General features: G+C 62.7%; 15 protein-coding genes. 9 read left to right on the forward strand and 6 right to left on the reverse strand.

Translation table 11 applies throughout. The annotated features are described in order from the left end of the window. Window positions 1–90: 90 nt before the first annotated feature. Window positions 91–939 (reverse strand): oxidoreductase, encoded by an 849-nt coding sequence (locus tag BFW87_RS03505; protein WP_078738637.1) that lies wholly within the window; start codon window positions 937–939, stop codon window positions 91–93. Window positions 940–1,036: 97 nt separating this feature from the next. Here BFW87_RS03505 and BFW87_RS03510 point away from each other — a divergent pair, with 97 nt between their 5' ends. Together BFW87_RS03510 and BFW87_RS03515 are read left to right on the forward strand one after the other, a co-directional pair. Then, window positions 1,037–1,933 carry a LysR family transcriptional regulator gene (locus tag BFW87_RS03510; protein WP_078738585.1) on the forward strand — a complete coding sequence of 299 codons (897 nt, stop codon included), beginning with the start codon at window positions 1,037–1,039 and terminating at the stop codon, window positions 1,931–1,933. Between the two features lie 30 nt (window positions 1,934–1,963). After that, a complete protein-coding gene (locus BFW87_RS03515; protein ID WP_078738586.1) occupies window positions 1,964–2,320 on the forward strand; it encodes a DUF2784 domain-containing protein in 357 nt (118 codons plus the stop codon). Here the strand turns inward: BFW87_RS03515 and BFW87_RS03520 are convergent. Next, window positions 2,307–3,275 carry an NAD-dependent epimerase/dehydratase family protein gene (locus tag BFW87_RS03520; protein ID WP_078738587.1) on the reverse strand — a complete coding sequence of 323 codons (969 nt, stop codon included), beginning with the start codon at window positions 3,273–3,275 and terminating at the stop codon, window positions 2,307–2,309. The genes BFW87_RS03515 and BFW87_RS03520 overlap by 14 nt on opposite strands. 97 nt (window positions 3,276–3,372) lie before the next feature. On the opposite strand from BFW87_RS03520, the gene BFW87_RS03525 reads away from it, so the two are divergent. Further along, window positions 3,373–4,263 (forward strand): LysR family transcriptional regulator, encoded by an 891-nt coding sequence (locus BFW87_RS03525; protein ID WP_078738588.1) that lies wholly within the window; start codon window positions 3,373–3,375, stop codon window positions 4,261–4,263. 39 nt (window positions 4,264–4,302) lie between these two features. Here the strand turns inward: BFW87_RS03525 and BFW87_RS03530 are convergent, their stop codons facing one another. From BFW87_RS03530 to BFW87_RS03545, 4 genes are read right to left on the reverse strand one after another with little or no spacing between them, the layout of a single operon-like run. Then, the gene (locus BFW87_RS03530) at window positions 4,303–5,070 is read right to left on the reverse strand and encodes an SDR family NAD(P)-dependent oxidoreductase (protein WP_078738589.1); all 768 of its coding nucleotides are present in this window, start codon (window positions 5,068–5,070) and stop codon (window positions 4,303–4,305) included. Then, window positions 5,067–6,125 carry a ketopantoate reductase family protein gene (locus BFW87_RS03535; protein WP_078738590.1) on the reverse strand — a complete coding sequence of 353 codons (1,059 nt, stop codon included), beginning with the start codon at window positions 6,123–6,125 and terminating at the stop codon, window positions 5,067–5,069. The genes BFW87_RS03530 and BFW87_RS03535 overlap by 4 nt, the downstream gene beginning before the upstream one ends. A gap of 16 nt (window positions 6,126–6,141) precedes the next feature. Further along, the gene (locus BFW87_RS03540) at window positions 6,142–6,837 is read right to left on the reverse strand and encodes a creatininase family protein (protein ID WP_078738591.1); all 696 of its coding nucleotides are present in this window, start codon (window positions 6,835–6,837) and stop codon (window positions 6,142–6,144) included. A gap of 34 nt (window positions 6,838–6,871) precedes the next feature. Beyond that, complete coding sequence (locus tag BFW87_RS03545) at window positions 6,872–7,819, reverse strand: GntR family transcriptional regulator (RefSeq protein WP_078738592.1); 948 nt, start codon at window positions 7,817–7,819, stop codon at window positions 6,872–6,874. Between the two features lie 474 nt (window positions 7,820–8,293). Between BFW87_RS03545 and BFW87_RS03555 the strand changes: the two genes are divergently transcribed. The 6 genes from BFW87_RS03555 (at window position 8,294) to BFW87_RS03580 (ending at window position 14,783) form a co-directional block, all read left to right on the forward strand. Beyond that, window positions 8,294–9,886 carry an ABC transporter substrate-binding protein gene (locus BFW87_RS03555; protein ID WP_078738594.1) on the forward strand — a complete coding sequence of 531 codons (1,593 nt, stop codon included), beginning with the start codon at window positions 8,294–8,296 and terminating at the stop codon, window positions 9,884–9,886. A gap of 74 nt (window positions 9,887–9,960) precedes the next feature. Then, window positions 9,961–10,899: an ABC transporter permease gene (locus BFW87_RS03560; protein WP_078738595.1), complete on the forward strand. Its 939-nt coding sequence runs from the start codon at window positions 9,961–9,963 to the stop codon at window positions 10,897–10,899. Next, complete coding sequence (locus tag BFW87_RS03565; RefSeq protein WP_078738596.1) at window positions 10,899–11,750, forward strand: ABC transporter permease; 852 nt, start codon at window positions 10,899–10,901, stop codon at window positions 11,748–11,750. Before BFW87_RS03560 ends, BFW87_RS03565 begins: the two co-directional genes overlap by 1 nt. A gap of 18 nt (window positions 11,751–11,768) precedes the next feature. After that, on the forward strand, window positions 11,769–12,779 hold the full coding sequence (locus BFW87_RS03570) for an ABC transporter ATP-binding protein (protein ID WP_078738597.1): 1,011 nt from the start codon (window positions 11,769–11,771) through the stop codon (window positions 12,777–12,779). Next, window positions 12,776–13,762 (forward strand): ABC transporter ATP-binding protein, encoded by a 987-nt coding sequence (locus BFW87_RS03575; protein ID WP_078738598.1) that lies wholly within the window; start codon window positions 12,776–12,778, stop codon window positions 13,760–13,762. Before BFW87_RS03570 ends, BFW87_RS03575 begins: the two co-directional genes overlap by 4 nt. Window positions 13,763–13,802: 40 nt before the next feature. After that, window positions 13,803–14,783 (forward strand): isoaspartyl peptidase/L-asparaginase family protein, encoded by a 981-nt coding sequence (locus tag BFW87_RS03580; RefSeq protein ID WP_078738599.1) that lies wholly within the window; start codon window positions 13,803–13,805, stop codon window positions 14,781–14,783. Window positions 14,784–14,805: the final 22 nt, after the last annotated feature.

A 14,805-nucleotide genomic window follows, 5' to 3' on the forward strand; every position in this document is an offset into this window, starting at 1 on the left:
GGGGAAGGACTAAAAGGATTCAGCACAATAGCGGCCCTGGTCTCCTGCAAGCAACCATTGCGACCACCTGTGTGCCGTCACCATCAGAACCTACTCAGGGAAGTCCGCGCCCTCAGTCACTTCAGCCCACGCGTTAAAATCAGTACTCAATGCGTCGACTTTGACGCGTGCAAACCCCAGTGCGGCCTTGCCCAACAGCAAGCGCAAAGGCGGTTGTTCGGCCTCCACCGCCTGAACAATGGCAAGCGCTGCGCGCACCGGGTCACCCGGCTGTTTGCCGCTGTAGCTGCGCACACGGCTGGTACGTGCCGCCGCTGTCTCGCGGTAGTCGTCGATAGCCTGTGGGGCTTCGTTGGCAGAACGGCCAGCCCAGTCAGTACGGAATGGGCCCGGTTCGACCAGCAACACGTTAATGCCCAGCGGAGTAACTTCCTGGGAGAGCGCTTCGGATAAACCTTCCACGGCGAACTTGGTGGCGTTGTAGAAGCTCAAGGATGGAAACGCAGCAATCCCGCCCACCGAAGAAATATTCACCACGGTGCCCGAGCGACGCGCACGCATACCCGGCAACACGGCGCGGGTCATGGCGCCAAGGCCCCAGAAGTTGATCTCGAACATGCGGCGCACTTCGTCCAGGTCGCTTTCTTCGAACGCGCCGAAGTAGCCGATACCGGCGTTGTTAACCAGCACATCGATGTGCCCGAAATGCGCTTGAGCCGCTTGCACCGCCGCCTCGACCTGGGTTGGGTCGGTCACGTCCAGCGCGAGTACCAGCGCGTTGTTTTCATGGCCGGCGACAATGTCCTCAACCTGCTGCGGATTGCGTGCAGTGACCACCGTCGGGTAACCGAGGCTCAGCGTGTGCAACGCCAATTGGCGCCCGAAGCCGGTGGAACAACCGGTGATAAACCAGACTGGCTTTGCAGTTGAATCAGTCATGAAAAGGCCTTCTTCGTGGGTGTGAAAAAAGTATGCGCGCAGGCGTTCTTGTGAAAAAGATGCATAATCCACAAGCCCCTTTCGGAAAAACCACACAATGGACACGCCTGATTTCCAGCAATTACGCCTGTTCCTGCAAGTCGCACGCGCCAAGAGCTTCACCCAGGCCGCCGATGCGGTGAGCCTGTCGGTTTCCACGGTGAGCCAGAGAGTGGGCGCCCTCGAGAAACAGTTGGGCGTGCGCCTGCTTAACCGCACCACCCGCAGCGTCAGCCTGACCGAGGCCGGTGCGCAACTGCTGGAAAAAATCACCCCGCTGCTGGAAGAGCTGGAGACCAGTTTGCACAGCGTCGCCGCCGCCACCGTCGAGGCCAGCGGCACGTTGCGCCTCAACGTGCCCTCCACCGCCAGCCGCATGGTGCTGCAACCCTTGCTCCAGGGGTTCTTGCGCAAGCACCCCGGGATCAATCTGGAAGTTGCGGTGGATAATGCGTTGGTGGACATCGTCGCGCAGGGCTTTGACGCGGGCATCCGCTACGACCACGTGCTGGCCGAGGACATGGTGGTGATTCCGGTGGCCAGGCAGCTGCGCTTCGTCATCGTTGCCACGCCGGGCTACCTGCTCGGGCGCACGCCGCCCACCCATCCCCACGATTTGCTCCAGCACGAGTGCGTCAACTACCGCAGCGCGCAAACCGGCCTGATGCACCGCTGGGATTTTGAAAAAGACGGCAAGCCGCTGCGGGTCACGGTCAAAGGGCGGCTGGCGACCAATGACATCGAATTGATGATCCGCGGTGCGCTGGACGGTTTTGGCTTCGCCTATGTGGCGCGCTCGAGCGTCGAGCCGCAGTTGCAATCCGGCCAATTGGTGGAAGTATTGGGTGACTGGATCACCCACAGCGCGTTGTATCTGTATTACTTCAACCGCAGCAACACGCCGAAAAAACTGCGTGTGTTTATCGACTACCTACAGGAACAGCTCGGTGCCTGACGCCGGCCAACTTTAAAAGCGAACCCCCACATGCTCTATCGCGTAGCCGCCGACGGCCTGGTGCTGTTCCACCTGTGCTTCATCCTGTTCGTGTTGTTCGGCGGGCTGCTGGCCCTTAAATGGCGGCGCGTGGTGTGGCTGCACTTGCCCGCCGTAGCCTGGGGTGTGGCCGTGGAAGTGTTCCACCTGCCCTGCCCGCTGACCCGTTGGGAAAACCTGATGCGCCACCTCGCCGGGCAGGACGGTTATGGCGGCGGTTTTATCGAGCATTACATCCTTACGCTGATCTACCCGGCCGGGCTGACCCCGAACATTCAACTGGTGCTCGGGGCCGTGGTGGTGCTGATCAACGTGGCGGTGTATGTGCACCTGATCAGGCGGGCTTAGGCAGGCAACCCAGACCGCTCAGCGTGGCCTCGACCGCTTGTTCCAGCGGCGTGTGGGGTTCTCTGCCGAGCACCTCGACCAAGCGCGTGTTATCCATGCGCAACGGCGTGTTCCACAGGTAACGCATCTCCTGCAGTTCGCGGAAGGTCACCACAAAAGGCGCTGCCAGTTTCAACAGCCACCAGGGGAAACGGCCTACGCCGGGTTGCTGGCCGGTCCTGCGCAACACTACCCGCTGGATCGCCCGGCTCATCTGAGTGCCATCGGTGTCTTCATGCCCCGCCATATGAAAGCACGCGAAGGCGTCGAGGCTGGCGCGGCGCGCCAATAGTTCGACCATCGTGCGTGCCACATCCGGCAGGTACGCCCATTGATGCGTCAGGCCCGGCGCGCCCGGATAACTGATGGTGTGCACCGGTTTGCCGGGTTTGACCAAACCCTGGGAGAACCAGCTGTTTGCAGCCTTGCCACCAAAAAAGTCGCCGGCGCGCACGATCAAAACCCGTGCGCCCTGGCGGGACGCCGCCTCCAGGCGCTGCTCCAGTTGCACCCGAATCGCGCCCTTACGCGTTTGCGGGTGCTGCGGCGAGTCTTCGTGCAACACAGGAAACGCATCCGGCCCAAAGTTGTAGACCGTGCCGGGCAGCACGATGGTCGCGCCCTCGGCGATGGCCGCCGCGATGGTGTTGTCGATCATCGGCAGCACCAACTCGGCCCAGTTGCGATAACCCGGCGGGTTGACGGCGTGGACGATCACCGTGCAGCCACGGGCGGCGGCGAGCACCGCTTCGCGGTCAAGCGCATCACCCTTGAGCCAGGTAAAAGCCGCATTCGCGCTGCGTGCCTTATCCACGTCCCGGGTCAACGCACACACCTCCCAGCCTGCCGCACTCAACTGCCGCGCCACTTCGCCACCAATCCCGCCCGTTGCCCCCAATACCAGTACTTTGCTCATCGCCGTCTCCCACACCTGTTTGTTGTTGAGGCCAGTGTGCGCGCGGCCCTGCTATAGATAAATTGCCGAAGAGCGCCCAGCCGCTATACATTTATGCATGGCATTGAATATTGGATGGGAGCTTTACCGGTCATTCCTCGGTGTACTCAAGGAAGGATCGCTGTCGGGGGCCGCACGGTTGCTCGGCATCACACAGCCCACGGTCGGTCGGCATATTGCTGCGCTGGAAGCCGCGCTGGGCGTGGTGCTGTTCACGCGTTCGCCGCAAGGGTTACTGCCCACTGCCGTCGCGCACACGTTGCGCGACCACGCCGAAACCATGGAACGTACCGCCGCCGCGCTGGAACGCGCCGCTTCATCCCAGGGCGACGACGTGCGCGGCGTGGTGCGCATCTCTGCCAGTGAGGTGGTCGGCGTTGAAGTGCTGCCGCCGATCCTCACCCAACTGCGCCGCCAGCACCCCCAACTGAAAGTCGAACTGACCCTCACCAACCGCCTCAGCGACCTGCTGCAACTGGAAGCCGACATCGCCGTGCGCATGGTCCGCCCCAGCCAGGAACAACTGCTGGCGCGGCGCATCGGCCTGATCGAGGTCGGCCTGCACGCCCGCGACGACTACCTGCAACAACACGGCATGCCCCTTCACATGCAGGACCTGGCGGGCCATTCGGTCATTGGTTTCGATCAGGAAAACGCCTTCATCCGCAGCCTGGCGATCAAGGGCTTTGAACGCAGCGCTTTCGCCCTCAGCAGCGACAGCGATCTCGCACAGTTGGCCTTGATCCGCGCCGGCGCGGGTATCGGCGGCTGCCAGGTGCAACTCGCCAAGCGCGACCCGCGTTTGCGGCGGGTGCTGCCGGAGGGTTTTGCATTGAAACTGGACACGTGGGTGACCATGCACGAAGACCTGCGCAACAGCCCGCGCTGCCGGGTGACCTTTGATGCGCTGGTCGACGGTTTGCTGCGTTACGTACAGGAACCGTCTTAGGGGAAACGAGCAAAGGCCAAATTAAACCGCTGAAAAGCGCTACCGGCCGCCGTCCACGCTCAGGATTTGCCCGGTCACCCAATTGCCCCAATCGGAGGCGAAGTACAGCACCGCGTGGGCAATGTCTTCGGCAGAACCCAACCGGCGCAACGCGATGTTTTGCAGCAAGCGCTGCTGCCCGTCCTCCTGCATCGCCTCCCACTGGCGCTCGGTCGCCGCGTTGCTGCGCACAAACCCCGGCGCGACGTTATTGACCGTGATATTCCACGGGCCCAGCTCATGGGCCAGTTGGCGCGTCAGGCCGATTTGCCCGGACTTGGCACTGGCGTAGGCCTGAATGCCCGTCAGGCTGACCTGCAAACCCGCGCGGCTGGAGATGTTGACGATGCGCCCGAAGCCTTGCTGCTTCATCGAGCTGACCGCCGCGCGCGACATCAGAAACGCGCCGGTCAGGTTGACGTCGACAATCGCCTGCCATTGTTTGAGCGTCACCGTTTCCAGGGGCTGGCCGGTTTGCCCGACCACACCACCGGCGTTGTTGACCAGCGTATCGACCTGCCACTGCTCGGCCTCAAGCCGGCTGAACAGCCGCGCGATCGCGTCCTCATCCGACACATCCAGCACTTCGGCACGGCAGTGCTCGCCGCACAATTGGGCAGTCTGTTCCACGCCTTCTTGCTGGATATCGCAGGCAATGACCCGCGCGCCGCGCTGGCTGAATGCCTGGCAAATCGCCCGGCCGAAACCATGGGCGGCACCGGTCACAAGGACCTGGCGCCGGGAGAAATCAAACGGTTCGGCGTTCATCGGCGGGCTCCTGCAACAGCGGCGGTGTCGGCCAACAAGGCCAGGGTGTCGAGTGATTGCGGGCGCAGGCCTTGCTCCACATCGTGGATCAGCTCGACCAGGCGGCGCGTCACCGGCAGGTCGAGGCCATGGGTGGCGCCGATGGTGATGGCCGGGGCGATTTGCGCGTCGATTTCCGTCTTGCGTTTGTGCACCGCGAGGTCGCGCCAGATACCCGAGTGGGATTTCAACGAACGCCGGTTGTGCGCAACCATGTCGTCGAAGGATTGGGCGGTGCGCTGGGCGCTGGCGTCGAGAGCAAAGGCCGACGGGTCAAAGCCGTCGAAGGTCTGCAAGGTAACCCCTTCAGCAGCGGCTACCGAGGCGATTTCGCGCGCCAGCGCAGTCAGCACCGGGCGAAAGGCGGGCATGGCCAACACATCGGCGATGCTGTCGTCGGTCAATGCCGTGGCAAACAGTTGCGCGCCGTAGATCAACTTCGCCCACAGGTAGCCCCAGATATTCGGGGTCAGCACCGCCGCGCTGTCGAAGCTCAGCAGCAAGCGATGCAACGCCTCGGTGCGCGCACGCGGCGCGCCGTCGAGTTCGCCGACCACCACCGCGCCACGCCCGCCGTAATGAATCACGCCGGGCTCAAGCAGGTCGGCGCCGAAATTCAGAAACGCACCGAGGGTGCGTTCAGCACCGATCTTCGCGGCAATCACATGTTCGTTGAGCCCGTTCTGCATCGACACCACGTAGCCGTCGTCGGCCAGGTGCGGCAGGATCTGCTCGATAGCGCCCGCAGTGTGGTGCGATTTGACCGCGAGGAAAATGCGTTCGAAGCGCCCTTGCAACTGTTCGGGCAACAGCGCCTGCACCTTGAAGGTACCCTCGATGAGCGGGCCGGTGATCGTCAGCCCATTGGCGTTGATCGCCGCCACATGGGCCACGGCGTTATCCACCAGAATCACCGGCTCATCGAGTTGCACCAGAGCGGCAGCAATCGCCGCGCCTATGGCGCCAGCGCCCCAGATAACGATGGGCGCGCGGTCTTGCGGTTGAGTGTGTGGCATGACGGAGCGGCCTCGCTTACAGGGCGTTGATGATCTGCTGCACTTCGTCCACCGCCACGTCCCACAGGGCGGACATGTCTTCCTCGCTGCGCTGGTAGTAGCCGCCGTAGTTGCCATCCCCCAGAAACGCGCGAGCCTTGTTCGGGTTCATCTTGCGCAGTTGCGCCAGGTCGATCATCGGCTTTGGCTCGGTGGGCTGGGTGACGCCCGCGAGCCGGGTCCAGGGAAAGTTTTCCATCCACGAGGCATGGGACGCGACCGGGTCGATGGCCATGACCTTGGCCCAGGTTTTGGGCGCCGCCCACCAGTTGTGCAGCTGCACGCTCATCTCGGGGTTGCCGAGCATCCATTCGCTGATGAAGTTCTGCGCCGGTGAGTTGCCGCCATGCCCATTCACCAGCAGCACGCGGCGAAAGCCCTGATGCTTGAGGTTGTTGAGGATGTCATTGAGCAGGCCAATGTAGGTCGACAGGCTCAGGCTGATGGTGCCGGGGAAGTCATAGAAGGTCGGCGTCATGCCGAACGGCACCACCGGAAACACCGGGATGCCGAGGCTTTGCGCCGCGTCCACCGAGACTTTTTCGGCGAGGATCGAATCCACCGACAGGCTCAGGAGCGCATGTTGTTCCGTACTGCCCAACGGCACGATCACCCGATCGTCGGTTTCCAGGTAGCGCTCCAGTTGCTGCCAGTTCATCTCACTTATCTTCATTTGGATCCTCAACACGGGACGATGGCGAAGCGGTTTATTCCAGAAGCGGAAGCACAACCCGTTGGATATCCCCGGCATCGGGAACATGCCGGTATTCAAACGCCTGCTGGCTGGCACCGAGCTGCTGGAGCAGGTCATCGGCGCCGGTGGCGTAGATCAGCACATCGGCCGCATGCAGTTGCGCACTCAGGTCTGCCTCGTCACGGTGGATAACCGTGACCGAGTCAACGTGGGAGGCGAAACGCTGCACGCCGCTTTTCATCAACGCGGTGAACTCCGGGAAGATCGACACCACCAGCACCTTAGCCAGGGGGTCGATGGAGGCCAGCGCGCGCCGGGTGTGTTCGGACGGGATAAAACTGATGTTGGTGATCGGCGTGCCGGGCAGCAATTGGCTGACTTCACGACGGCGGTGGGCGAAGGTCAGGATCAGGTCGGCGTCGGCGGCGCGTTGGCGCAACGCGGCGTCGTCCTGCAGCAATTGCACGGTGGTGGCTTCGATACCGGCGGCATCGCCCAGGGTGTCGGCGATGGCCAAGGCGTAGTCGCGCGAGGACTCGATAAAATTACCGACCAGCACCACGCGTTTATTGCGCTTGCTGCGCAGGCGCTCACTGAACCGCATGCTCACCAGCGCACCGAGTTCGCTGGCGGAAATACCCATTTTCACGCCGCAATCGATCAAGGCGTCGACGCGTTCGTGCAGCTCGGTCATGCGCGCGGCGCTCAGGGCCGGCGTCACGGTGTTCTCGGCGATAAACGTACCGGAACCCGGCTTGCTGTAGATCAGGTTGGCGTCTTTCAGCTCCCGGTACACCTGGGCCACGGTCATCGGCGCCACGCCGACCTGCTCGGCCATTTCCCGCGTCGACGGCAAACGATCGCCCGGCTTGAGGGCGCCAAACGTAATGGCGTACTCGACCAGCCCGCGAAGCTGTGTGCCTAAAGGGATCGACAGGGTGCGATCCAGCTGGAAATCCATAATGCATCTCGATGTGTACTTGTTGACTATTACACTAGAACGCATTTTTTTCGGCTTTGCAACTGACGTTTTTCAGCAGGCCCGAGGCGGAGGTTTTTTTGAGATTCACCGCACGGCCGTCATGGACGACGCGCTTTATCAGCGAACGGGCGATTGGCCAAGTGCTGTTCCATTAGCGTGCACAGCTGTCTGATTTGCTCGCTAACAGCGCATAAATCATGGCTAATGCCTTTAAAATCCAGGCTCATGGCCGAAGCAGAGGGGCTGCGCCTTTTCACCGTTCACGCGAAACCTGCGTCGCGTGCACACAAATGGCACCTCATCGACGCGCGATTGCCTGGCGCCACGTTTTTATTTGTTTCAGCGATTGACAGCCGCTGAAAACCCCTTCAATTATTGTACTAACTTACTGTTACGGATGGACGGTGAAACAGACCTGAACGGTCTTCCAGTCAATCGTCGAGGGGCTCGCTCATGAAGGTAACAAGCAAGGCAACGTTGGTCGCATCCCTGGCGCTGAGCCTGTTGACGGCGGCAGTGGCGCAGGCGGCGGACACGGTGCAGCGCGGTGGCACGATGGTGTACGGGCGTTATGCCGACAGCCCCTTCCTGGAGCCGGTGCTCAACGACAGCAACATTGATATCTGGATCCTCTCCAACCTCTACGACACCCTGCTGCTGCCGACGGCTGACGGCAAAGGTATCCAGCCCGGCCTGGCCAGCGCCTGGACCATCGCGCCGGACGGCAAAAGCGTGACCCTGACCCTGCGCCCCGACACGCATTTCTCCGACGGTTCGCCGATCACCGCCGAAGACGTGCAGTGGTCGCTGGAGCGTGCGAGCAAACCCGGCAACGGCGTGTGGCAGTTCATGGTCAGCGCGATCGCCGACGTCAAGGTGATCGACCCGCACACCGTAGTCATCCACCTGTCCCACGAAGACCCGACCGTGCTCAGCGCCCTGACCGTGTTCAACACCTCGATCATGCCCAAGCACTTGTTTGAAGCCGCCCCCGGCAAGACCGATCAGGAAAAGGCCGCCGCCTTTGCCGAACACCCGATCGGCTCCGGCCCGTTCATGCTGCAAAGCTGGCAGCACAACTCGACCATGACCCTGGTGCGCAACCCTTATTACTGGCGCCAGGGTTCGGACGGCAAGCCCCTGCCCTACCTCGACGGGGTGAAATTCGAGATCATCCCGGACGACGCCACGCGCATTCTCAAGCTGCAATCGGGCGAGCTGGACGGTGCAGAGTTCATCCCCTATTCGCGAGTGGACGAACTGAAGAAAAACCCGGCGCTGAACATGGTGCTGTTCCCGTCCACCCGGGTGGAATACGCCAACGCCAACGTCAACCCGCAACTGGACGGCAAGCCCAACCCGCTGGCCAACCCGAAAGTGCGTGAGGCGCTCAATTACGCCACGGACAAAGAGGCGCTCATCCAGCTGGTGACCTACGGCATCGGCAAGCCGATGACCTCGTTCATGTCCACCTCTACGCCGATGAATGCCGGTACCGGCCCGCTGTACCCCGTAGACGTAGCCAAGGCCAAAGCCCTGATGGCAGCCGCCGGCTACCCGCAGGGTTTCAGCACGCACATGATGATTTTGGCGGGCAACGAAGACGACATCAGCATCGCCACGTCGCTGCAACAGATGTGGTCGGAAATCGGCGTGCAACTGACCATCGATCAGGTTGACCAGGCCACCCGCACCGACCGCTACCGCAAAAGCGAATACGCCATGCGCCTGTCGCCGTGGACCGACGACATCGCCGACCCGAGCGAAATCACCTCGTACTTCGCCTACTCGAAAAACATCCAGGCCCTGCACTCCGGCTGGAAAAGCGAGGCTGTCGACCAAGCGTTCGAAAGCGCGCAGAAGGAAATGGACCCGGCCAAACGCGCGGTTTATTTCAAGACCATCCAGGACATCTACAACAGCAGCGGCCCGACGATTGGGTTGTACGAGAGTTCCTATCCAGTCGCGCTGAAAACCAGCGTCAAAGGCTTCGTGCAGATACCGCTGGGCAACAACCTGTTCAGCGAAGCGTACTTGCAGAAATAAACCGGCCGGGCTCGCGCGCAGTGCCGCCTCCACCGGGTGCTGCGCGATGACCCCGTACGCCAAGAGGTCGACCTGTGCCTGAATTTGCCTACATCCTGAAACGGCTACTGCTGATTATTCCGACGCTGCTGGTGATTCTGCTGGTGACGTTCATCATCGTCCGCCTGCTGCCCGGCGACCCGGCCAGCGCCATGATCGGCGACCGCAGCCAGGACGTTGACGTGCTGCGCATCAACCATGAACTGGGCCTAGATAAACCCTTGCCGGTGCAGTTTTTGTATTTCGTGCGGCAGGTGCTCACCGGCAACCTCGGTAACTCGTTCGCCTTGCACTCGCCGGTCAACAGCATCATTGCGCAACGCTTGCCAGTGACCCTGCTGCTGACCGCGATGGCGGGGTTCTTCGCCTTGCTGCTGGCGATCCCGCTGGCATTTGTTTCAGCATTGCGCCGCCACAGCACCACCGACATGACCATTCGCGGCACATTCCAGGTGGCGCTGTCGATGCCGCCTTTCTATATAGGCCTGGTGCTGCTCACGGTGTTTTCTGCGCACCTGCACTGGTTTCCGGTCGGGGGGTATGGCGACACGTTCGTCGACCATCTGTACCACCTGTTTTTGCCGGCGATGACCCTGGCCCTGAGCCTGGCTGCCGTGCTGATGAACAGCCTGCGCACCTCGATCATCGCCGTGCTCGACGCCGAATACGTGGCTTTCGCCCGCGCCAAAGGCTTGAGCCGCCGAGTGATTCTGCTGCGCCACGTGTTGCCCAACGCGTTGATCCCCACCCTGACCCTGTTCGCCCTCAACATCGGCACCATCATCGGCGGCGCGGTGATCACCGAAACCGTGTTTGCCATCCCCGGCATCTGCCGCTTGATGGTCGACAGCATTTTCACCCGCGATTACCCGATGGTGCAGGGGCTGGTGATCGTGCTGGCGGTGCTGGTGTCGGTGATGTTCCTGCTCACCGACCTGGTGCAAATGCTGCTCGACCCTCGGAGGGCTCGCTGATGATGACGCTACCGGCGCCGCGTTCGATGCTGAAGTTTCGGCGTAAATACCTGCCTTGGCCCTCGTTGCTCGGCTGCCTGATTCTGCTGCTGTCGGTGCTGGCGGCGGCCTTCCCGCAGCTGCTTGCGCCTTACAGCCCGGTGGCATTCGACTACCACGCGATCCTCAAGGCGCCGAGCGCCGCGCATTGGTTTGGCACCGATAACTTCGGGCGCGACATCTTCTCGCGGGTCATCCATGCCTACCGTGTCGACCTGCAGATTGCCCTGTTCAGCACACTGTTTCCGATGCTGTTCGGCACCTTCGTCGGCCTGCTGGTGGGGTTTTACGGCGGCACGGCCGAGGCGCTGTTTCATCGACTGGTCGATGCCTTGCTGACCTTTCCCCTGCTGGTGCTGGTGATCGCGATTGTGGCGATTCTCGGTCCGGGCCTGAGCAGCATGTACATCGCCGTCGGCACCATTTACTGGGTGTTCTATGCGCGCTTGATCGCCGGTGAAGTCGCGGTGCAAAAACGCCTCGACTACGTCGCCTCCGGCCAGGTCATGGGCTACAGCCACGCACGCATTCTGTTTCGCCATGTGCTGCCGAACGTCATCACCCTGGCGCTGGTGTACTGGATGACCGACATGGCGCTGTCGATCCTGCTGGGTTCCAGCCTTGGCTACCTGGGCCTTGGCGCCCAACCGCCGACCGCCGAATGGGGCGTGCTGATCGCCGCCGGCAAGAACTTCATGGAGACCGCTTGGTGGATCACGATTTTCCCTGGCTTGGCGATCGTGCTGACCGGGCTGGGTTTCAGCCTGCTGGGCGATGCGCTGGCCGACTGGCTGCGCCCGGCGAGCCACTAGATGATGAGGGCCCTGCACATGACTGATTCACCGACGGCGCCTGCACTGCAAGTCAGCCAATTGAACACACGGATCCGCACGCCACGCGGCGAGATCCGCGCGATTCAGGACGTCAGCTTTGACCTGCACGCCGGCGAAATCCTCGGCCTGGTTGGCGAGTCCGGCTCCGGCAAAAGCGTGACCCTGCGCTCGCTGCTCAAACTCATGCCAGGCTCGGCGCAGACCAGCGGCTCGGTGCGCTGGCAAGGCGAGGAACTCACGACCCTGGGCACGCGCGCCATGAGCAGGGTGCGCGGCGGGCAGATCGCAATGATCTTTCAGGAGCCGATGATCGCCCTGAACCCGGTGTTGAGCGTGCACCGGCAAATCGATGAAAGCCTGTGCGCCCACACCCGCCTGAACCGCAAACAGCGCAAGGCACGTACCCTCGAACTGCTGAACCTGGTGGGCATCCCGGATGCGCAAAACCGCCTGGAAGACTACCCGCACCAGTTCTCCGGCGGCATGCGCCAGCGAGTGATGATCGCCGTGGCCCTGGCCGGTGAACCCAGCTTGCTGCTCGCCGACGAGCCGACCACCGCACTCGATGTGACCATTCAGGAGCAGATCATCAAGCTGCTGCTCAACCTGCGCGACCACTTGGGCATGGCGATGATTTTCGTCACCCATGACCTCAGCGTCGTCGCGCAGTTGTGCGACCAAGTGGCGGTGATGTACGCCGGGCGTATCGTCGAAAGCGGCCCGGTGGTTGACCTCTTCAAACAACCGCGCCACCCCTACACGCAAGGCTTGATGGCCTCCGTGCCGCAAACCGGCGGCGAACGCCAGCCGTTGCGCTCCATCGACGGCACACCGCCGAGCCTGCTCGCACTGCCCAACGGGTGCAGCTTCAGCCCGCGCTGTGACTATCGCAGCGAGCGCTGCGAACGCGAGGTGCCGACCCTGCAATCCCTCACGCCGCAACACCGCGTGGCCTGCCACCATTGGGAAGCCCTGATTCCCCTGCGGGCGCTAGGAAGTGCGTCATGAATGACACCCGACAGCCGATCATCAGCGTCGAAGACGCGGTGGTGCATTTCCCGATCAAGCGCACGCTGCTCGACCGCCTGCGCGGGCACCCGCAACGGTTTGTGCAGGCACTCAATTGCGTGCGGCTGGACCTGGCCAAGGGCGAAACCCTGGGGATTGTCGGCGAATCGGGCTGCGGCAAATCCACCCTCGCGCGCACCCTGGTCGGCCTGCTGTCCGCCAGCGACGGGCGCGTGCGCTTCAACGGTAAAGACATCGCCAGCCTCAAAGGCCCGCAACGGCGCGAGTTCAACCGCCAGGTGCAGATGATTTTCCAGGACCCGTACGGCTCGCTGAACCCGCGCATGACCGTCGGCCAAATGCTGCATGAAGCCTTGGCGGTGCATAAGGTCTGCCCGCCTCAGGAGATTCCTGCGCGTATTCAGGCCTTGCTCGCCTTGGTGCGTTTGCCTGCCGATGCCGCCGAAAAACTGCCCCATGAGTTTTCCGGCGGGCAGCGACAACGCATCGGCATTGCCCGCGCGCTGGCGGTTGAGCCGCACGTGTTGGTGGCCGATGAACTGGTGTCGGCGCTGGATGTGTCGGTGCAGGCGCAAGTGGTCAACCTGCTGTTGGAACTGCAGGAAAAACTCTCGCTGACCGTGCTGTTCGTGGCCCATGACTTGCGTCTGGTGCGGCATATTTCCCACCGAGTGGCCGTGATGTACCTGGGCGAAGTGGTTGAAGTCAGCGACACAGAACAGCTCTACCAGACGCCGCTGCACCCCTATACCCAGGCCCTGCTGCGCGCCGCGCCGAGCATGGACCCCTCCGACCGGCAGCGCAGTGTCAGCCTCACCGGCGAATTGCCGAGCCCGCTTTCGCCACCGTCCGGTTGTCGCTTTCATACACGCTGCCCGATCGCCGTGGCACGCTGCAAGGAAGAGCGCCCGGTGCTGATCACCAAAGACTCAGGACAACGGGTCGCCTGCCATCTGGCATGACCTGTCGAACCTTCACCTTCGCCTAACGGAGCTTTCCCACATGCACAGCACCCCACAGCCCCTCACCTCCGGCCCCGTCGCCATCGGCCTGCATGGCGGTTGCGGGGTCATGGCCGAACACGAGATGAGCGCAGCGCAATGGCAGGAAGCGCGCGAGCACTTGAGGCTGGCCCTGGTTGCCGGCTGGAACGTCCTGCAACAACAGGGCTCGGCGCTGGATGCGGTGCAGGCAGCGGTGTTGGGGATGGAAGACTCGGTCTACTTCAACGCCGGTTACGGCGCCGCCTTGAATGCCGACGGCAAGCATGAACTGGACGCGGCGATCATGGACGGCGCCACACTCGCCGCCGGCGCCGTGTGCGGCGCGGCGCATATCCGCAACCCGATCCTCGCCGCGCGCCATTTGCTCGACGCCGGTGAAGCCGTGCTGATGACCGCCGCCGGTGCCGATGCTTACGCCCAAACGCACGGCCTGGACTGCGTCGCCAACAGCTACTTCACCACCGCGCAACGCGTCGAAGCGTTGCAGGCAATGCGCGAGCACCAACGCGCAGGCACCTTCAAGGCCGCGCGGGAATCAGAAAAACACGGCACCGTCGGCGCCGTCGCCCTCGACAGCAGCGGCCACTTGGCGGCCGCCACCTCCACCGGTGGCTACACCAACAAACCCGTCGGCCGCGTCGGCGACAGCCCGCTGATTGGCGCCGGCACCTACGCTTGCGACGGCGTGTGCGCGGTGTCGGGCACCGGCCAGGGCGAATATTTCATCCGGCATGTGTTCGCCCACGACATCGCCACGCGCATCAGCCTCGGCGGACTGGGCCTCGAACAAGCCTCGGGCCACCTGATCATGGGTGAATTCCGTGAACAGGGCGTGGGCGCCGGCGCCATCACCCTCGACGCCAGGGGCAACGTCAGCGCGCCCTACAACACCCTCGGCATGTTCCGCGCGTGGGTCAGCGTGGACGGGCACGCCGTGGTGGCCAGCCACGATCAGGAATTTGTGGTGGCGTTGACGTGAAAAGACGCGACTTTGCGGCGTT

This window comes from Pseudomonas fluorescens, from assembly GCF_002022275.1.
GTDB lineage: Bacteria > Pseudomonadota > Gammaproteobacteria > Pseudomonadales > Pseudomonadaceae > Aquipseudomonas > Aquipseudomonas fluorescens_AJ.